Genomic DNA, 19,632 nt, shown 5'->3' on the forward strand with positions numbered 1-19,632 from the left:
CATGCTTCACTCAGGCATCTGACGCGACGGTTAATGTCGAATCCATTCCACCAGATCAAGAGCAGGCTCAGGTCTCTTCGATCACGATCACGACCACGACGTCGCCGGCCCGCAGCGTCTGGCCGGGCCTGACCCGGATCTGGGCAATGCGGCCCGCGGCCGGGGCGGTCACCGCAATCTCCATCTTCATCGATTCGATGATAGCGAGCCCGTCGCCGGCGCGGACCTCGGTGCCTTCCGCCACAAGGACCTTCCACACATTGCCTGGAACCTCGGAGAACGCCCCAGCGCAGCCTGGCGGGAGGGTGTCGAAGCCGCTGAGGGCGGCAGACGTAGGCTCCTCGACCGGACCATTGAGGCTGAGTTCTGCCCAGCGCTGGCGTTCGGCCTCGAAAGCGGCTTGCTGGCGCTGCTTGAACGTCGCGATGGAGGGCCGAGTGGCGTCGAGTTCGGCCCGATAGCTGGCATAGGAGAAAGAGCCGTCCTCGATGCGGACCGGATAGGCGCCGTGGGGAAAGGCAGCACGGGCATCCAGCAGCTCCTCGGCGCTGACCGGAAAGAAGCGGATGCGGTCGAAGAAGCGCAGCAGCCAGGGATGACCGGGCTTGAATTCCGGCGTCGTCCGCCACGTGTTCCACATCTGGATGGTGCGGCCGAACAGCTGGTAGCCGCCGGGCCCCTCCATCCCGTAGATGCACATGTAGGCGCCGCCGATACCGACCGCGTTTTCCGGCGTCCAGGTGCGGGCGGGATTGTATTTGGTGGTCACCAGACGATGGCGCGGATCCATCGGGGTGGCCACCGGCGCGCCGAGATAGACGTCGCCCAGTCCGAGCACTAGGTAGTTGGCGTCGAAGACGATGCGCCTGACCTCGTCCTCGTCGACGAGCCCGTTGATGCGGCGGATGAACTCGATGTTGGAGGGGCACCAGGGCGCGTCGGGGCGCACCAGCTCCTGATACTTCTGCATGGCCAGCACCGCCTGGGGATCGTTCCAGGAGAGCGGCAGATGGATCACCCGGCTCGGCACCGCCATGGTCTCGGCGCGCGGCAGGTCGCGCTCAAGCGCCCGCAGGACATCGAGCAGGCGATGACGCGACAGCACGGCGCTATCGTAATGGATCTGCAGCGAGCGGATACCGGGCGTCAGGTCGATGATGCCCGGTAGCTTCGCCTCGGCGACGGCCTGCGCCAGCACATGGATGCGAAGGCGCAGGGCGATATCGAGCTCCATGGGGCCGTATTCAACCAGCAGATTGTCGTCACCCGCCCGGCGATAGACCACAGGCACAGGGCCGGCGTCGCTGCGGCCGATCACCGCCGCGCCGAGATCTGGGCCGGCGCCCAGCACCAACGGGCCGGCGACCGGATCGTCGCGACGGATAGGCGCGAAGCGGACGCTGTCGCCGGGCTTGAGCTGGCCGATCTTCCAGAGTTCGTCGCGGGCCACCACCGCCGGGCAGACGAAGCCGCCAAGGCTTGGTCCGTCCGGGCCGAGAATGATCGGCATGTCGCCGGTGAAATCGATGGCGCCGATGGCATAGGCATTGTCGTGGATATTCGAGGGGTGCAGGCCGGCTTCACCGCCGTCCCGGCGGGCCCATCGCGGTTTCGGCCCAATCAGCCGCACGCCGGTGCGGGCACTGTTGAAGTGCACCTCGTAGTCGGCCGAGAACAGGGTCTCGATGTCGCTGTCCCGAAAGAAGTCCGGCGCGCCGTGCGGACCGTAGATGACGCCGATCGTCCAGCTTCGGGCAAGCGGCACGCGCTCGGCGGCTGCGAGCGGGCGCGCCGCATGGGACGGCACGATCCGCCCGAGATGAAGCACGTCGCCGGCGCGCAGCGCACCGGTGGCGTGGCCGCCAAAGGCGCCGAGGGTGAATACCGCGCGCGATCCGAGGACGACCGGGGCGTCGAAGCCACTGGCGACGGCGAGATAGGTCCGCTGGCCGGCTCCTTCGATGGCGCCGACGGCGAGCACCTGTCCCGCACGCACGGCGATCGGAACGTCGTTGGCAACCTCCTGGCCATCAAGCTTCGCGGCCATCCTGGCGCCGCACAGGCCGATCACCGTGTCGGTATTGAAGCGTAGGGTCGGGCCGTTGACCGTCAGCTCCAGCGCCGCTGTTTCCGGCGGATTGCCGACGATGGTGTTGGCGAGACGAAACGATCGCTCGTCCATAGGACCGCTCGGGGGGACGCCGACGTGCCACAGATGCAGGCGTCCCGGCAGTTCCTGCAGGCCGGTTTGCGCGCCGGGGGCGATGACGTCGATCGTGCGCCGCGCAAAACTGAATTGCGACAGGACATTCGTCGCCACCTGCCCGGTACGGAAGGGCGCAGAGGCCGCGACCGCGCGCAGATAGTCGAGATTGGTTTCAATGCCGGCGATGGTGGTCGAGGCGAGCGCGCGCTGCAGGGCGGCAATTGCTGCGGGCCGATTCTCGGCGGCCACGATTACCTTCGCCAGCATTGGGTCGTAGAAGGATGTCACCTCCGTGCCGGTGTCGATCCAGCTGTCGATGCGCGCCTCCGTGGAAAATTCCACGCAGGTGAGACGGCCGGCGCTCGGGCGAAAGCCGGCGCTGGGATTTTCAGCATAGATTCGTGCCTCGATTGCAGCTCCTTTCGCGGCAAGCGGGCAGGCCTCTGCCAGCACGTCCTCACCGGCAGCCTGTCGGATCATCCACTCGACGAGGTCGACGCCGAACACCGCCTCCGTGACCGGGTGCTCGACCTGAAGGCGGGTGTTGACCTCGAGAAAATAGAACTCGCCCCGTGCCACATCGTAGATGAATTCGACGGTGCCGGCGGATTCATAGGAAACGCCGCGGCCGAGCGCGACCGCGGCGGCATGCAGGCGCGCGCGCAGCGCCCGCGTCAGTCCCGGAGCCGGCGTCTCCTCGATGACCTTCTGATTGCGGCGCTGCAGCGAGCAGTCGCGCTCGCCGAGCGCGACCACATTGCCTTGCCCGTCGCCGAAGATCTGGACTTCGATATGGCGCGCCTCGGCGACGAAACGCTCGAGATAGACCCGCGCATCGCCGAAACTTGCGCGCGCGGTCCGCTGCACCGTGGCGAACCGCTCGGCAAGCGCAGCCGGATCGCTGCAGAGCTGCATGCCGATGCCGCCACCGCCGGCCGTGCTCTTGAGCATCAGCGGGTAGCCGATGCGCTCGGCACCAGCCAGCGCCTGCTCGACGCTGTCGACGAGGCCGGACGCCGGCAACAACGGCAGGCCGCTGCGTTCGGCGATCTCGCGGGCCCGATGCTTGAGACCGAAGATGTCGAGATGCTCGGGACGGGGGCCGATGAAGCGGATGCCGTTGCGCGCCAGCGCTTCGGCAAATCCGCGGTTCTCGGAGAGGAAGCCGTAGCCGGGATGGACCGCCTCCGCGCCGGTCGCGAGACAAGCGTCGATGACGGCCTCGGTCTTGAGATAACTCTCGGCGGCGGGTGCCGGACCGAGGCGGACCGCCTCATCGGCATCGAGCACCGCGCGGCTGAAGCGATCGGCGTCGGAATAGACCGCGACCGATGCGATGCCCATGCGGCGCAGGGTGCGGCCGATCCGCGACGCGATCTCGCCGCGGTTGGCGATCAGGACCTTGCTGAACACCGCTCAATCTCCCTGCGTCTCGAAGACCACCACCCGGATCGGCGTCGGGAAGAAGCCGTTGCAGGGATTGTTGATCTGCGGGCAGTTTGAGATCAGGCAGAGCACGTCCATCTCGGCGATAAGCTCGACATAGTCGCCGGGCTTCGACACGCCGTCGACCACGGTGAAGTTGCCCGCGGGATCGATCGGCACATTCATGAAGAAGTTGATGTTGGGCACGATATCGCGCTTGGACAGGCCGTGTTTGGCGGCCTCGATCAGGAAATTCTCGCGGCAGGCGTGGAGATAGCGGGTGTGGTGGCCGAAGCGGACGGTGTTGCTCTCGCAGGAGCATGCGCCGGCGGAGGTGTCGTGGAGCCCGCAGCTGTCGGCGATGACGCGCAACATGATCCGCCCCTCGGTCGAGATCAGGCATGTCCCGGTGCTGATATAGGCCGATCCCTGCGTTCGTAGGGTGTCTTGGCCGCTGTATCGTTCCTGCAGGTCGTCGGCGCGATAGAACAGGGTGTCGACGGCCTGCTGGCCATGGCTGTCGATGATCCGCAGATGCTGGCCCTTGCGGATGACCGCCGACCAGGGGGTCTCGGCGGCGATCTCGTGATCGAGGATGATGCGGGCGGCGGCGGGAAGCGGATGGCTGTTCATGGCTCAAGCCTCCGTCCGGCCGTCGAGCAGGCGGGCGTTATTCTCGAAGGCACGGATCGCCTCGGCGCTGGCGGTGGCGCAGAGATCGTCGGCGGCGGTGAGGGGCGCGCGATAGCGCAGCACTTCGACCGGGCCGGGGGCATAGCTTGGCGCGGGGTCGAGCGGGTGGGGGCAGTTCGAAAGCGCCACCAGGAGATCCATCTCGGCGCGCAGGTCGACGAAATCGCCTGCTTGGCGGACGCCGTCCTGCCAGATCAGACGCCCGGTGCCGTCGACGGCAACCGGCGCGAAGAAGCTGATGCAGGGCATCACGTCGCGGCGATCAAGCCCGAGCTTGCCGGCGGCGAGGATGAAGTTATCCCGGGTATTGCGCAATCGCGCGTCGCCGTAGCGTGCGAGGTTGGTCGCGGCGGTGGACCCGCCGCAGAGGGTGTCGTGGGCGGCGCTGGTGTCCTCGATGATGCTGAGCAGGGCCCGGCCCATGTCCGAGAGGATGATCCGTCCCTTGCGCAGGCTGGCCGCCCACTGCACCTTGATCGTGTCGGCGTGGTTGAGCCGTTCGCTGGGATCATCGTCGCGCCAGGCGAGCAGGCTGACGCAGGATGTGCCGCCCTCGTTGACGATGCGTAGCGCCTCGCCGCGATCGAGACGCGTCGTCCAGTACCATCCTCCCGGAATGGCTTCGCGATCGAACAGTGTGGTGGCGTCGATCGGCGCGCCGTCGCGGGAGGTCGGCGGCGCCAAGGCGCGGGGAGTCTCATCCTGGCCCGCGCTCCTGAGTTCCTCATAACGGCGGCGGTGGGCGGCAATCTCGGCCGCCTCTTGCGCGTTCGGGGTCATGTCGTGTCCTTTCTCAGACAAGGGCGCCGGGTCGTCCCGGCAGGGGCTCCTTGTTCGCCAGGGTCGTCCGTGGCGGAGCGGAAGGGCGCGGCGCCATGGCGACGCGGCGCGGGAAGATTTCGAGGTCGCGGGAAATGGTGGCGCCGTAGCGCTCGCGGTCGGCGGGCCAATCACGCTTGCGTTCGAGGGCGATGACGCGGGTGGCAAGGCTAAAAGCTTCGCTGAGGTCATGGGTGACCATCACCACGGTCAGCTTGGTTTCATTCCACAGCCGCCGCATCAGGAGGTGGATGTCGGCCCTGATGCCGGGGTCGAGCGCGCCGAAGGGTTCGTCGAGCAGCAGGATCTTCGGTCGGCGAAACACTGCCTGGGCGAGGGCGAGGCGCTGCTGCATGCCGCCGGACAGCGCCGCGGGATACTTGTCTTCGTGGCCGGCGAGGCCGACTTCGGTGAGCAGCTCGATCGCCTCCGCCCGAACAGTGCGGCGCGCGGCGCCGAACAGCCGGCCGACAATCCCTGCCTGCTGCAGTTCGCGGCCGAGCACCACGTTCTCCAGAGCGGTGAGATGCGGAAACACCGAATAGCGCTGGAATACCACGCCGCGATCGGCGTCGGGCTCGGGCCGCAGCGGCTCGCCGTCGATCAGAATGCGTCCGCGGCTCGGACGCTCGTCGCCGAGCAGCATGCGCAGGAAGGTGGTCTTGCCGCAGCCCGAGGGGCCGATCAAGGCGATGAAGGCCCGCGGCGCGATCTCCATCGTAATGCGCTCGAGCACGATGTGCCCGTCGTATTCCTTCCAGACGTCGTCGAAGCGGATCGTGCTCATGCCCGCACCGCGGCGAACCATGGAAAGGCCTTGCGCTGGACGAGGCGCAGCGCGAGATCCATCAGAAAAGCGAGCAGGGTGATCCAGGCGACATAGGGAATGATCACGTCCATGGCGAGATAGCGCCGCACCAGGAAAATGCGATAGCCGAGCCCTGAGTCCGAAGCGATCGCCTCGGCGGCGATCAGGAAGAGCCAAGCCGGACCGAGCTGCAGCCGTAAAGAATCGATCAGGCGCGGCAGGGACTGCGGCAGCACGATCCGCACGGCCACCTGCCAGGTCGAGGCGCCCAGCGTCTGAGCCTTGACCAGTTGCTCGCGCGGCAGCTCCTGGACCCGCATGGTGAGGTCCCGGATCATGCAGGGCAGTGTGCCGAGCACGATCAGCGCGATCTTCGAATTCTCTCCGAGACCGGCGACGATAAAGAGAATGGGCAACAGCGCCAGCGGCGGCACCATCGAGACGATGCCGACGAAGGGGGCGAGCAGGGCGGAGGCGGCCGGCAGCAGTCCGATGACGATGCCGAGCGCCAGTGCCGCCGCCGTCGAGATCGCCAGTGCGCCGCCGATTCGGACGAGACTCGCGATGGTGTCGGACAGCATCAGATAACTGCCGGTGCGCACATCGGACTCGAACGCCATGTGCTTGACTGCCTGCACCATGCTCGACAGCGCAGGCAGCAATTTGTCGTTGGGATTGTCCGCGAGCCTCATGCCAGAACCGGTGAAATAGGCTGCAGCAAGCAGCACGAAGGGGATGGCGGCGAGATAGAAAGCCACCTGCCGGTCGGGACGAATATTCATGAGGCGCATGGAAAACCCTCGGGAGGGGACGTCAGAACGGGCTCACAGCTTGCCGTTAGCCGCCTGGTCCATGTAGCTGGCGTCGAAGCGCAGCTTGATGTTCGATTTGTCGCCGAGCACGGTCTTGTTGCCGAGTTCGATGCCGATTGCGTCGGCCGACTTAGCATCCTTTCCGAGCAGAGCCTTTTCAAACAGGAACTTGCGGACGCGGTCCATGGTGGTGCCGATGGCCGCGCTGCGGGTGAAGGCGGCGGCGTCGGCGGGCTTGTCGAACAGCCGCGTCGAGGCGAGCTGGGCGTCGAAGCCGGCGAGATCGGTGCCCGATGCCTTGGCCATCGCCTCCTTGGCGGCCTTGCCGTCGGCATTCACGGCCAGCATCCTGCTCACCGTCTCGTACCAGATCCCGGCGAGCGCCTTGGCGAAGTTCGGGTTGTCCTTCACCACGGCGGTGTTGGCGACCATCAGGTCCATGATCTCGCCCGGGATCTGCGAGGAATCGAAGACCTTCTTGGCGTCGGGCGCGGCCAGGATCTCGGACACGATCGGATTCCAGGTCACGACTGCGGTGACGTCCGCGGTCTTGTAGGCCGCCGCGAGATCGGCGTCGGAGGTGTTGACGACCTTGATATCCCTCTCGGCCAGCTTCTTGGTTTCGAGGGCGCGCGCCAGCAGATAATGCGACACCGAGAATTCAACGAGATTGACCTTCTGTCCCTTGATGGCGGCGACGTCGGTCTTGTTTTTCAGGATCACGGCGTCGTTGCCGTTGGAAAAGTCGCCCATGATCACGGCGGTGGTGTCGACGCCGCCGGCGGCGGGGATCGACAGCGCGTCCATGTTGGTCACGGTGAGGGCGTCGAAGGCGCCTGCAGTGTACTGGTTCACCGATTCGACGTAGTCGTTGAACTGCTTGACCTCGATGGTGATGCCGTATTTGTCGGCCCATTTCTTGACGATGCCGGAATCGGCGGCGTAGCCCCATGGCATCCAGCCCACATAGATCGACCAGGCGATCTTGAAATCCTTCTTGGGTGCGGCGTCGGCCGGGACGACGGCGAACGCGACGACTGCCGCCGCGATCAGGGCGCCACGGAGTGGGCGCAGGCTGAGGTCGGATGTGAAACGGTTCATGGGCAGATCCCTCTTGCAAAATTCACAAAAAGGGATCGGCACAGACCATCGGTTGCCAATCCCTTGGCTCACGAGGTCTCCCGGGCTTTTGTCCCGCCGTGCACCCACGAGGATGTCTCCCTCGCAGGCGGCTGCTCTCGGACCAGCGCTTCGACAGGCGAAGCCGGAACCCTAGCGGCCAACTCGGGATCCTTCATGCACGGCGTGTGCCAGGATGCAGGATCGGGAATATCAAGGGATTAGCGCCAGCAGCGGATGGCCGCTGATGACGCTTGCGGCAGCCGGCGTGCCGCTTGCTCAAAAATGGAGCGGTTGCGACCGACTGTCGACACGGCGCATACGCTGCCGCTTCAGGCGCCGCGCATCACCGTGCGGACGACGTCGAGCGTTTCGTCGATCATGGTGTCGTCGACATCGAGATGGGTGCAGGCGCGCAGCCGGCCGCCGAGCATCGTTATCAGGATGCCGCGTGCGCGCAGCGCCGCGATCAGATCAGTGGCCGCCAGGCCGGCGCCTTCGACCTCGAAGAACACCAGATTGGTGTCCGGCGCCTGCACCCTCACGCCGGCGATCTGCGACAGGCCCTGCGCGAGACGTCGCGCACGGGCGTGATCCTCGGCGAGCCGCGCGACATTGTGGTCGAGGGCATAGAGGCAGGCGGCGGCGCAGACACCGGCCTGGCGCATGGCGCCGCCGAGCCGCTGTTTCCAGCGCCAGACCTCGTCGATGAAAGCCTTTGATCCGGCGAGCACGCCGCCGATCGGCGCGCCAAGACCCTTGCTGAAATCGAGCCAGGCCGAATCCCAGCCGGTCGCCATGACATCGGCGGAGATGCCGCTGGCGACGCAAGCATTGAGCAGGCGCGCGCCGTCGAGATGGGTGGCGAGCCCGGCGGCCTTGGCTGTCGCCGCAACTGCCGCGAGCTCGGCCATCGGCCACACCGTGCCGCCGCCGATATTGGCGGTCTGTTCGGCGCTGAGAAGGGTCTGCCGCGGTGCATAGCGTGACGGTGTCCGCAGCGCCGCTTGCAATGTCGGGACCGAGAACTGGCCACCCCCGCCCCGCAGCGGAAACACCTGGATGCCGCCAAGTGCGGCATGGGCGCCGCCTTCGCTGGTGAGGATATGGGAGGTCTCGTGGGCGAGAATCTCGTCGCCCGGCCGGCAATGGGTGAGCAGCGCCGCGACGTTGCACATGGTGCCCGAGGGCAGGAACACCGCCGCCTCCTTGCCGAGCAGCATGGCGGTGCGGGCGCAAAGTTCCTTGACCATCGGGTCGAGCCCGAGCTGCTCGTCGCCGACCTCGGCGCAGGCCATGGCTTCGCGCATCGCCGGCGATGGCCTCGTCTGGGTGTCTGAGAGCAGGTTGATGCGCACCGGCGGCAGCGCCGGGTCGGGCGAGGGCGGGGTGTAGGCCATCGGTGGTCTCGCGAGGTCTGGGCCGCGGAGTGTAGCGACATCGCGCCCGAAAACGAAAAGGCCCCGGCGAGCCGGGGCCTTTTGATCCATGTGCTCGGATCGCTGTGAAGCGATCAGCGCGAATAGAATTCGACGATGAGGTGCGGTTCCATCTGGACCGGGAACGGGACTTCCGACAGGCCGGGGACGCGCACGACCTTGCAGGTCTGCTTGCCGTGATCGACTTCGAGGAAGTCCGGCACGTCACGCTCGGCGAGCTGGTTGGCTTCCAGCACGATGACGAGCTGCTTGGACGCTTCCTTGACCTCGACCACGTCGCCGACCCTGACCTTGTAGGAGGCGATGTTGACGCGCTTGCCGTTCACCTTGATATGGCCGTGGTTGATGAACTGGCGCGCGGCGAACATGGTCGAAACGAACTTGGCGCGGTAGACGACGGTGTCGAGGCGGCGCTCGAGAAGGCCGATCAGGTTCTCGCCGGAATCGCCCTTGAGGCGGGTCGCTTCGACATAGATGGCGTGGAACTGGCGCTCGGAAATGTTGGCGTAATAGCCCTTGAGCTTCTGCTTGGCGCGGAGCTGCACGCCGAAGTCGGAAAGCTTGCCCTTGCGGCGCTGGCCATGCTGGCCGGGGCCGTATTCGCGCTTGTTGACGGGGCTCTTCGGGCGGCCCCAGATGTTCTGGCCCATACGACGGTCGATTTTGTACTTCGACTCAGCTCGCTTTGTCATCGCGTCCTCATGTTGACGAGTTTGGGTTGAGGATCGCGCCCTCCTGTGCCCGGGGATGATCCGGGGCCGACAGATCCCCCTTCCAAGCGATGGAACGGGACCACGGGTCGCGAAACACAACGCGGGCCGAAAGGCCCGCGCGCGAACGGGTGTTTAAGGGAAAACCGCCGGCCGGTCAATCGCTTGCTGGTGGTAAAACGGGCCGAAACGGCCCGAATTTTTCACCCTTGGCATCTTCGCGCGGAATTTAGGAGCCGCGCTCGTCAGTGCGGTGGATCAGACGCTCGTATCAGCATTGCAGCGAATTCGTCGTGCGCGTCAGATCAAAAACAGCAATAGAATCATATTGATGCTATTGTCCCGTTGTTTCCAGCGTTCGTATAAGCGCCCGCTGCGATGGAATACGAATGTTGGAAACGGGACACTAGTCAGGCGACAGTCAGGCGACGGCGCGGGCGCCGAAATCGGTGAACAGGGGAGCCAATGCCCTCGCCAGCGCTGGCGACGGACGGGCGCCGGAGGTGAAGATGAAGCGGGCCGGGCGGCGCGGCTGGCTGCCGCCGCGGGCGAGGTCGGCGGTACGCCGGGCGATGGCCGGCGCCGGGTCGATCCAGTCGACGGGCCAGGGGGCCAGCGTCACAAAGCGCTCGAGCAGCAGCGGATAGTGGGTGCAGGCCAGCACCACCGTGTCGGTTCGCGCCGGCCCATCGAGGAAGCATGGCGCAATCTCCACCGCGATCGCCGCGTCGGCGACATCCTCGCCGTTGAGGGCGGATTCGGCCAGCGCGGCGAGCTTCGCCGAGCCCACCAGGTTGATCTCGCAGCCCTGGCCGAAGTCACGGATCAGGGCCTTGGTATATTCGCGCCGCACGGTGCCGCTGGTGCCCAGCACCGAGACGCGGTGGGTCTTTGAGGCCGAGCATGCCGGCTTGATCGCCGGCACGGTGCCGACAAAGGGGACCTGATAGGTGCTGCGCAGGTTCGGCAGCACCAGGGTCGAAGCGGTGTTGCAGGCGATCACCACGACGTCGGGGGCATGAGCGGCGATCAGTTCGCCCATCAGGGGAACCACCCGCCCGATCACGGTAGCCTCGTCATGCTGGCCGTAGGGGAAGAAGGCGTCGTCGGCCACATAGATGTAGGAGGCGTCGGGACGCGCCTTGACGATCTCGCGAAACACGGTGAGACCGCCGAGACCGGAATCGAACACCAGGATCGTTGGCACGCTGGACACGTCGGTCATTGTAGCGGGCTGATGGTTACGATCCGGTTGCACGTGCCACCCCGGCGCGCAGCCGCGCCGATGGCGACGTTGTCCCTCATGCCTCGCCGAAGACTCGGCGGAAAATCGTGTCGACGTGCTTGAGATGGTAGCCGAGGTCGAATTTCTCGGCAATCTCGGCATCGCTGAGATACTTCGTCACGTCGGGATCGTTCTTGAGCAGCGTCTGGAAATCACCTTCGCCGCGCCAGACCGGCATGGCATTGCGCTGCACCAGGCGATACGCTTCCTCGCGGCTGGCGCCCTTCTGGGTCAGCGCCAGCAGCACGCGCTGCGAATGGACGAGGCCACCCAGCCGATCGAGGTTCTTCTGCATGTTCTGCGGATAGACCAGGAGCTTGTCGACGACACCGGCGAGGCGGTTGAGGGCAAAATCCAGCGTCACGGTGGCATCGGGCGCCATCATGCGCTCGGCGGAGGAGTGCGAAATGTCGCGCTCGTGCCAGAGCACGACGTTCTCCAGCGCCGGGGTCACAAAGGCGCGCACCATGCGCGACAGGCCCGAGAGATTTTCGGTCAGCACCGGGTTGCGCTTGTGGGGCATCGCCGAGGAGCCCTTCTGGCCCTCCGAGAAATACTCTTCCGCCTCGAGCACTTCGGTGCGCTGGAGGTGGCGAATCTCGGTGGCGAGCCGCTCGACCGAAGCCGCAACCACGCCGAGCGTGGCGAAAAACATCGCGTGACGGTCGCGCGGAATCACCTGGGTGGAGATCGGTTCGGGGCTCAGGCCCATGGCCTTGGCGACATGCGCCTCCACCCTGGGATCGATCTGGGCGAAGGTGCCGACCGCACCGGAGATGGCGCAGGTGGCGATTTCCTGGCGGGCTGCGACAAGGCGCTGCCGGGCGCGGGTGAATTCCGCATAGGCATAGGCGAGCTTCAGGCCGAAGGTAATCGGTTCGGCATGGATCCCGTGGGAGCGACCGATGCTCGGGGTCATTTTGTGTTCGAAGGCACGGCGCTTGAGAGCCGCCAGAACCTTGTCGACGTCGGCGATCAAAAGATCCGCGGCACGCACCAGCTGGACACTGAAGCAGGTGTCGAGCACGTCGGAGGAGGTCATGCCCTGGTGGACGAAACGCGCCTCGGGGCCGACGATCTCGGCGAGATGGGTCAGAAAGGCAATGACGTCATGCTTGGTCTCGCGCTCGATCTCGTCGATGCGCTCGACATTGAAGGTCGCGTCCTTCGCCTTCGCCCAGATGGTGCGCGCCGCCTCCTTGGGAATGACGCCGAGTTCGGCCATGGCGTCGGCGGCGTGGGCCTCGATCTCGAACCAGATCCGGAAACGGGTCTGAGGCTCCCAAATCGAAGCCATTTCGGGGCGGGTGTAACGAGGGATCATGCGATTTCTCCGCGCGCTTCGGCCGCGGCGCGGCGGATGGCGGCGATGTTGTTGCGATAGGATTCGATGGTGCCGCCCTTGAAGACGGCAGAGCCGGCGACGAAGGCATTGGCGCCCGCCGCGGCGATGGCCCCAACCGTGTCCGGGGTAACGCCGCCGTCGACCTCGATGTCGATCGGCCGGCCGGCGGTCAGCGCCCGCACCTGGCGCACCTTCTCGATGGCGGCAGGAATGAAGGCCTGGCCGCCGAAGCCCGGATTGACCGACATCACCAGAACGAGGTCGAGGATGTCGACGACATTCTCGATGCTGGAGACCGGCGTCGCCGGATTGAGCGAGACGCCAGCCCTCTTGCCGAGCGCGCGGATCGCCTGCAGCGAGCGGTGCAGGTGCGGGCCGGCTTCGACGTGGACGATGATCTGATCCGAACCGGCCTTGGCGAAGGCCTCGAGATAGGGATCGCAGGGCGAGATCATCAGATGGGTGTCGAAGATCTTCTTCGAATGCGGGCGCATCGCCTTGATGACATCGGAGCCGAAGGAGATGTTCGGGACGAAATGGCCGTCCATCACGTCCATGTGGATCCAGTCGGCGCCGGCCTCATCGATGGCGCGGACCTCTTCGCCGAGCTTGGAGAAATCCGACGCCAGAACGGACGGCGCGATGATCAGCGGGCGCGCTGCGGGTGCAGATGACATTTGGAAATTCCGGGCTCGAGGGCCGACAGCCACCGCCTAACATGTGGACCGGGCAGGGGCAACGCGGACGAACCCGACGTACACAGCCGTGTCGCCCGGTAACCTGCGACCGCGTATGCGGTTTCTGGTGTTTGGAATGCCAGTTGGCATGTGCCTTGCGAAGAGAGGGCCTGATTAACGCTCCGTAAAGAGGCCTCCCATGACTGTGCTAACTCAAACCATCGCGAGTGATCCGCCAAGGACCCGCTGGGGCCAACTCGGCCTCGGCCTCGTGGCGATGATGGCGATCTCCAGCCCCCAATATGTCTGGACGCTTTTTGTCAAACCATTTCAATCCACTACAGGCGCCGACCTGCCGTCCATCCAGATCACTTTCTCGCTGCTGATCGTGCTTCAGACCGGGCTGTCGCCGTTGCAGGGCTGGATGGTCGATCGGTTCGGCTCGAGGCTGCTGATCACCGTGGGCTGCCTGCTCTCGGGACTGGGCTGGATCAGTTCTGCCTATATTAGCGGCATCTGGGGGCTGTACCTGACCTATGGCCTGTTCTGCGGGGTCGGGACCGGCATCGTTTATGTCGGCATCGTCGGGCTGATGGTGCGCTGGTTCCCGGATCGGCGCGGTTTTGCCGCCGGGGTGGTCGCTGCCGGCTACGGCTTCGGCGCCATTCTCACGACCTTCCCCATCGACAGCATGATCGCGAGTGCTGGCTATCAGTCGACGCTGGTGACCTTTGGCGCCATCCTCGGCATCGTCGGCGCGCTCGCAGCGCTGGGCTTGCGCGAACCCGCCGCCGGCGAGGTCGAGAGCGCGCGTCCGCTCGCCGCGGCGCCGTCCGTCAAGGACGTTGCGCCCACCGCGATGCTCAAGACGCCGGTGTTCTGGCTGCTGTTCGTGATGATGACCATGATGTCGACCGGCGGGCTGATGGTGATCTCGCAATTCGCCAGTTTCGCCAAGTCGTTCGGCGTTGCCGATACCGTGGTATTCGGGCTTGCGGCGCTGCCCTTCGCCCTGACGTTCGACCGCGTGACCAATGGCCTGACCCGGCCGTTCTTCGGCTGGGTCTCCGATCGCATCGGCCGCGAATACACCATGCTGATCGCCTTCATGCTCGAGGCGGCGTCGATCTGGATGCTGCTGCAGTTCCGCGACAACGCGGCGCTGTTCGTCTTGCTCTCAGGCGTCGTTTTCTTCGGTTGGGGCGAGATCTTCTCGCTCTTTCCCTCGACCCTCACCGACACCTTCGGCACCCGCAACGCCACCACCAATTACGGTTTTCTCTACATGGCCCAGGGCATCGGCTCGGTGCTCGGTGGTCCGGTGGCCGCGATGGTCTACGGTTCCACGGGCAGCTGGCTGCCGGTGTTCGGCCTGATCATCGCCATGGACGCCATCACGGCGCTGCTTGCAGTGTTCGTGCTCAAGCCGATGCGGGCGAACTACCTCGCCCGGCGCTGACGGGACCGTCAGTAAGCTGTGTACATCCCGATCCGCCGGCGTCCACGCCGGCGGATTTTTCTCAGCCTTAGGTCCGGCAGATGTTGCCGGGAAGGGCAGGAATTGCCGGGCCGGATCTGCCTCCGACATCATGCGCTCCTTCATTTCATTGAGTTTTTTGTGCGCTTTTGAGCGGCACGCCCCTTGCTCTCATCCCCATGGGATCGCGTTGCGGCCGCGCGCCGCCGAATGCTTGGGAGTTGCGAGATGTTGTGGGCCTTGGGGGCTGCGTCGGGCGCAATCGACCTGATTTCGTCGCTGACGAAATCGGGCAGCAGCAATCAATCCACCGGATTCAATATCGGCCAGACCAATGGCAGCGGCACTGGCGCATCGGCCGCCGGCTTGCTCGGCGGCTCTGGCCAGAGCGGCGCCTTGTCGTCCGACACCTATGCAGCCCTGCTGCAGACCCAGAGCGACAGCCAGAGCTCGGGTTCGAATGCCCAAGGTAGTTCGGCGGCGCTGCAGGATCTCTTCAAGCTCATCGACGGCAATAGCGACGGTTCGATCAGCAAGTCGGAATTCGAGTCCGCCCTCGGCGCCGGCGGCACCAATACCGCCGCGGCCGACAGCGTGTTCGGCAAGCTCGACAGCAATGGTGACGGCTCGGTCAGCATCAACGAACTCGCCTCGGCGCTCAAGAGCCGCCATCATGGGCAGCAGGCGCAGGGCACGGGTGACGCGGACGGTGATGGCGACGGCAGCAGCAGCACCTCGCAAGCCGGAGGCGCGGGATCGTCGCAGGGCGCCACGACCTCGACGACCACCAACAGCGATGGCTCGACGACCACCACCATCAGCTATGCCGATGGGTCCAAGGTGACGATGACCTCGCCGGCATCATCGTCCTCGTCGTCAGGCTCGGGCGGCAATAGCGCAGCCTCGTCCTACGGCGCGATCGAGCGGATGATCCAGCGCGAGGCGGACATGCTGTCGAAGAGCGCCAGCCAGACGGTTTCGATGAGCGCCTGAACACGCTCTCTCTGATCAGGCCGCGCCGAAGCGGTCGCGCCACGCCGGCAGGCTGCCAGGGAAGGGCAGTGCTGTCGCTTCATAAACGCTGCGGGCCAGCGCGCGCGACATGACATTGGCCGCCACTGCGCCGAGTTCGGTCAGCCCATAAAGCGGATCGACTGGCTTGCGACCGGTCGCCGCCGCGAACACCACGTCGCCATCGAGCGGCGCATGGACCGGATAGATTGCGCGCGCGAAGCCGGTTTGGGCGATCACCGCGAGGCGCCGGGCCTGCGTCTTGGTCAGGTCGGCGTCGGTGACGACCACCGCCAGGGTAGTGTTCTCTCCCGCCCGTGCCGTTGCCGCTCCCTTGAGCCGCAGTTTCAGCATGTCGGGGGTGAAGCTCGGCGGCAGGCCACGGCCGCCGAATTCGCCATCCTGTTCGAACGGCGCCGCCCAGAACCATGGGCCGTCGCCGATCGTGACACTGCCGACGGCATTGACCACCGTCAGTGCCGCCACGGTGATGCCCCCCGCCGTGACGGCCGACGCCGAGCCGACGCCGCCCTTGAGCGTTGCCGTCGTGGCGCCGAGACCCGCGCCGACGCTGCCGAGCGCAAACTCGGTCGCCGCGGCGGCGGCCGCCGCATAGCCGAGTTCGCGATAGGGCGCGAACCGGCCCCAGAGCTTGTCGCCGCCGTTGAGCAGGTCGAAGACGATGGCGCCGGGCACGATGGGCACACGGGCATCGCCAATCGCGAAGCCGCGGCCGTGTTCGGCAAGAAAACCCTGAATGCCGCCACTGGCGTCGAGGCCGAAGCCGGAGCCGCCGGACAGCGCCAGCGCGTCGATGCGTTCGACCGTGTTGCCGAGTTCGAGCAGGCTGGCATCGCGGGTGCCAGGCCCGCCGCCACGGACGTCGATGGCGGCGACCGCCGCTTCGTCGAAGACCACCGCAGTAACGCCAGAGGCGAGGCGGGGATCGTGGGCATGGCCGACCCGCACGCCGGCGACATCGGTGAGGCTGTTGCGCATCGCTTGCATCCGAATTCAAACACCGCTGGCCGCCGGACCATGGGCCTCGCTTCAGCCTGCGTCAACGCCAGGAGCGGCGGCGGGCATTGCCGGGGCCGTGCGCAAACCGCCAGGCGCTGATCACATCGGCCGGAGCGGCGGGGATTAAGGGTTGCGCCGTCCCGGCCCGGCGGTGCATCAAGGCCGCCAGCGCGCCCCGCCGGGCTGTTCGGCGGCGGCAATGCCTTCTCCCTGGGCGGCTCCATCCGTCCTGCTCCTGTTCCTCCGGTGCCCGGCAACGCATGATCACCGATGTCACGTATCCGGCGGCCCTGCTCGCCGGTCTGATCAGCTTCCTGTCGCCTTGCGTGCTGCCGCTGGTGCCGCCCTATCTCGTCTATCTGACCGGGGCGACCATCGAGCATGTGGCCAACGAGGAGCTCGAGGCCAGCAAGCGCGCAGTGATGCTGTCGGCGCTGGTGTTCGTGCTGGGGTTCTCCACGGTCTTCGTCGCGCTTGGCGCCAGCGCCAGCCTGATCGGCGCGGCCCTGCGCGCCTGGTCTTCGGAGCTGTCGATTCTCGCCGGCATCATCATCATCGTCATGGGACTGCATTTTCTCGGCCTGACCCGGATCAGCCTGTTGATGCGCGAGCGTCGGCTGCCGATACCCCACCCGGTCGGATTGTGGGGGGCCTATGCCATGGGGCTGGCCTTCGCCTTCGGCTGGACGCCGTGCATTGGTCCGATCCTGGCGGCAATCCTTTCAGTTGCAGCTTCGGCCGAGACGGTGCGCAAGGGCGCGCTGCTGCTGGCGACCTATTCGGCCGGACTAGGCATCCCGTTTCTGATTGCGGCGCTGGCCATCGAGCAGTTTTCCGCGGCCTTCGCCCGCATGAAGCGACATTTGGCCGTGGTCGAGCACACCATGGGTATTCTGATGGTCCTCACCGGCATCGGCTTCCTGACCGGTGCGGTGTCCGGCGTCAGCATCTGGCTGCTGGAGAATTTTCCGATCCTCGGCCGGATCGGTTGAGCTCTGCAGGATTGTTCCCGTTCTGATGCGGCCGTAAGCTCCTGCGGGGCATGAGGGGATAGGACGATGAAGGACGGACTCTACAAGGTCCAGTTTCATACCAGCGAGGGGCGGGGTCGCGGCGTCGTCTATGCAACGGCCGGCAAATTCCGCGGCGGCAATTCGGCATTCGCCTTCGTCGGCAGCTACACGCTCGAGGACGGCGAGATCATGGCGCGCATTTCCACGTTGCGTCACACCGACGACCCTCAGTTCCTGCCGCTGTTCGGAACCGATCGGGTGACGCTGGTGCTACGCGGATCGTCCAATGGTGAGATCGTCGATCTCGAAGGCACCGCTTTGCAGCGCCCCGGGCTGCCGCTGAAGGTCGTACTGACGCCGCTGAGCGATTGAAAAGCGATTGAAGGGGGGCTTCCGGCGGGAAGCCCCGATGAGATCGAGGCCCACAGAATGGGCTAAAGATTTATCGCCATGCCCGCGCTTGTCGCGGGCATCTTCGTCTTGGCAGCGTCGCTGTTCGCAATCCCGAGGGCCCGCCGAAGGCGGGCCTCTCGATGGATGCGGCCGTCTGCTACGAGCCCTTGCCGGGCTTGAGCTCGGTGTAGTTGCCCTTGTCGTCGAACTTGTAGACGACATAGTCGATCGCCTTGATGTCGCCCTTGGCATCGAACGCGACCTTGCCCAGCACCGTATCCCACTCGCCGGCCTTGGCGGTGGCGGCGACCTTCTTCGGGTCGGTGGTGCCGGCCTTGGTGGCCGCCTGCGCCCAGACCTGCATCGCGGCATAGGTGTAGAGCGTGTAGCCCTCCGGATCGATGCCCTTGGCCTTGAACTTCTCTACGATCACCTTGGCGGTCGGCTTGTTGCGCGGATCGGGGCCGAAGGTGAACAGGGTGCCGGCACCGGCCGGGCCGGTCACCGAGGCGAATTCCTTGTCGTTGAGGGCATCGCCGCCCATCAGCGTCGTCTGCAGCCCCTGATCGCGCATCTGGCGGACCAGCAGCCCGCTCTCCTGATGGTAGCCGCCGACATAGACGAGATCGATATTGTCCCGCTTGAGGCGCGAGACGATCGCCGTGAAATCCTTGTCGCCCTTGTTGTAGGACTCGAACATCTTCTCCTGGACGCCGGCCTTGTTCAGCGCCTTCTTGGTCTCGTCCGCGAGGCCTTTGCCGTAGGTCGATTTGTCGTTGAGGATGGCGATGTTCTTGCCTTTGAAATTCTTGACGAGAAAGTCGGCGGCGACCACGCCCTGCTGATCATCCCGGCCGCACAGCCGCAGCACGTTCCACAGCTTGCGCTCGGTGAACAGCGGATTGGTGGACGCCGGCGTGATCTGCAGCACGTTGCCTTCGGCATAGGCTTCCGATGCGGGGACCGATGACGACGAGCAGAAATGCCCGGCAACGAACGGAATCTTCATGCCCGCGAGTTTTTCGGCAATGGATCGCGCCTGTTTGGGATCACAGGCGTCGTCGCCGACCTCCAGCTTGAGCTGCTTGCCCAGCACGCCGCCGGCGGCATTGAGGTCGGCCACCGCCAATTCGGCGCCGTTCTTCATCTGACGGCCGAAGGCGGATTCGCCTCCGGTCATCGGACCGGCGACCGCGACGGAGATGTCGTCGGCCCGGGCGGGGGCTGCTGCACCGGCGATGGCCAGCGATACGCCCAAGGTGAGGCCGAGGCTCAGGCCAAGCAGTTTGGAGGGTGTCATGCCGTGTTCCTTGCTTCGTCTTGCGCCATGATCTGCGCCGTTCACGAACCTGCGCGGGACTGATGAGGTAGCCGGCCCGG

16 protein-coding genes, 1 pseudogene and 1 riboswitch are annotated in these 19,632 nt (G+C 65.7%); of the genes and pseudogenes, 4 read left to right on the forward strand and 13 right to left on the reverse strand.

Annotation, left to right across the window (positions count from 1 at the left end):
- Positions 1 to 67: 67 nt before the first annotated feature.
- From uca to rpe, 11 genes and pseudogenes are all read right to left on the reverse strand, one after another.
- Entirely contained in the window at positions 68 to 3,619 is a 3,552-nt protein-coding gene (gene uca / locus DB459_RS18265) for an urea carboxylase (protein WP_253706688.1), read from the reverse strand.
- A gap of 3 nt (positions 3,620 to 3,622) precedes the next feature.
- A complete protein-coding gene (locus DB459_RS18270; RefSeq protein ID WP_253706689.1) occupies positions 3,623 to 4,264 on the reverse strand; it encodes an urea amidolyase associated protein UAAP2 in 642 nt (213 codons plus the stop codon).
- 3 nt (positions 4,265 to 4,267) lie between these two features.
- The gene (locus DB459_RS18275; RefSeq protein WP_253706690.1) at positions 4,268 to 5,104 is read right to left on the reverse strand and encodes an urea amidolyase associated protein UAAP1; all 837 of its coding nucleotides are present in this window, start codon (positions 5,102 to 5,104) and stop codon (positions 4,268 to 4,270) included.
- 6 nt (positions 5,105 to 5,110) lie between these two features.
- Positions 5,111 to 5,930 (reverse strand): annotated as a pseudogene (locus DB459_RS18280) (ABC transporter ATP-binding protein); the annotation flags it as partial.
- A complete protein-coding gene (locus DB459_RS18285; RefSeq protein WP_253706692.1) occupies positions 5,927 to 6,742 on the reverse strand; it encodes an ABC transporter permease in 816 nt (271 codons plus the stop codon). The pseudogene DB459_RS18280 and the gene DB459_RS18285, both read right to left, overlap by 4 nt.
- A 33-nt stretch (positions 6,743 to 6,775) precedes the next feature.
- Entirely contained in the window at positions 6,776 to 7,864 is a 1,089-nt protein-coding gene (locus DB459_RS18290) for a putative urea ABC transporter substrate-binding protein (protein WP_253706693.1), read from the reverse strand.
- A 75-nt stretch (positions 7,865 to 7,939) separates the two neighbouring features.
- A riboswitch (guanidine-I (ykkC/yxkD leader) is annotated at positions 7,940 to 8,050 on the reverse strand.
- A gap of 164 nt (positions 8,051 to 8,214) precedes the next feature.
- Positions 8,215 to 9,282: a low specificity L-threonine aldolase gene (locus tag DB459_RS18295; protein WP_253706694.1), complete on the reverse strand. Its 1,068-nt coding sequence runs from the start codon at positions 9,280 to 9,282 to the stop codon at positions 8,215 to 8,217.
- A gap of 113 nt (positions 9,283 to 9,395) precedes the next feature.
- Complete coding sequence (gene rpsD, locus DB459_RS18300; protein WP_253706695.1) at positions 9,396 to 10,013, reverse strand: 30S ribosomal protein S4; 618 nt, start codon at positions 10,011 to 10,013, stop codon at positions 9,396 to 9,398.
- Positions 10,014 to 10,452: 439 nt separating this feature from the next.
- Positions 10,453 to 11,247 carry a glutamate racemase gene (murI, locus tag DB459_RS18305; protein ID WP_253713621.1) on the reverse strand — a complete coding sequence of 265 codons (795 nt, stop codon included), beginning with the start codon at positions 11,245 to 11,247 and terminating at the stop codon, positions 10,453 to 10,455.
- 85 nt (positions 11,248 to 11,332) lie between these two features.
- On the reverse strand, positions 11,333 to 12,640 hold the full coding sequence (purB, locus tag DB459_RS18310; protein WP_253706696.1) for an adenylosuccinate lyase: 1,308 nt from the start codon (positions 12,638 to 12,640) through the stop codon (positions 11,333 to 11,335).
- On the reverse strand, positions 12,637 to 13,338 hold the full coding sequence (gene rpe / locus DB459_RS18315) for a ribulose-phosphate 3-epimerase (RefSeq protein WP_253706697.1): 702 nt from the start codon (positions 13,336 to 13,338) through the stop codon (positions 12,637 to 12,639). Before rpe ends, purB begins: the two co-directional genes overlap by 4 nt.
- Before the next feature lie 199 nt (positions 13,339 to 13,537).
- Here rpe and oxlT point away from each other — a divergent pair, with 199 nt between their 5' ends.
- On the forward strand, positions 13,538 to 14,797 hold the full coding sequence (gene oxlT, locus DB459_RS18320; protein ID WP_253706698.1) for an oxalate/formate MFS antiporter: 1,260 nt from the start codon (positions 13,538 to 13,540) through the stop codon (positions 14,795 to 14,797).
- A 246-nt stretch (positions 14,798 to 15,043) separates the two neighbouring features.
- Positions 15,044 to 15,808, forward strand: a complete 765-nt coding sequence (locus DB459_RS18325; RefSeq protein WP_253706699.1) for an EF-hand domain-containing protein — start codon at positions 15,044 to 15,046, stop codon at positions 15,806 to 15,808.
- A gap of 15 nt (positions 15,809 to 15,823) precedes the next feature.
- Here the strand turns inward: DB459_RS18325 and DB459_RS18330 are convergent, their stop codons facing one another.
- Positions 15,824 to 16,825 carry a P1 family peptidase gene (locus DB459_RS18330; protein ID WP_253706700.1) on the reverse strand — a complete coding sequence of 334 codons (1,002 nt, stop codon included), beginning with the start codon at positions 16,823 to 16,825 and terminating at the stop codon, positions 15,824 to 15,826.
- A 281-nt stretch (positions 16,826 to 17,106) separates the two neighbouring features.
- Between DB459_RS18330 and DB459_RS18335 the strand changes: the two genes are divergently transcribed.
- Together DB459_RS18335 and DB459_RS18340 are read left to right on the forward strand one after the other, a co-directional pair.
- Positions 17,107 to 17,838, forward strand: a complete 732-nt coding sequence (locus tag DB459_RS18335) for a cytochrome c biogenesis CcdA family protein (protein WP_253706701.1) — start codon at positions 17,107 to 17,109, stop codon at positions 17,836 to 17,838.
- Between the two features lie 66 nt (positions 17,839 to 17,904).
- Positions 17,905 to 18,231 (forward strand): GrlR family regulatory protein, encoded by a 327-nt coding sequence (locus tag DB459_RS18340; protein WP_253706702.1) that lies wholly within the window; start codon positions 17,905 to 17,907, stop codon positions 18,229 to 18,231.
- 178 nt (positions 18,232 to 18,409) lie between these two features.
- Here DB459_RS18340 and DB459_RS18345 read toward each other — a convergent pair whose 3' ends face one another.
- Positions 18,410 to 19,552, reverse strand: coding sequence for a branched-chain amino acid ABC transporter substrate-binding protein (locus tag DB459_RS18345; RefSeq protein WP_253706703.1), 1,143 nt, complete (start codon positions 19,550 to 19,552; stop codon positions 18,410 to 18,412).
- Between the last annotated feature and the right edge of the window lie 80 nt (positions 19,553 to 19,632).

The sequence above is a fragment of the Bradyrhizobium sp. WD16 genome (assembly GCF_024181725.1).
In the GTDB taxonomy this organism is placed as follows: domain Bacteria; phylum Pseudomonadota; class Alphaproteobacteria; order Rhizobiales; family Xanthobacteraceae; genus Bradyrhizobium_A.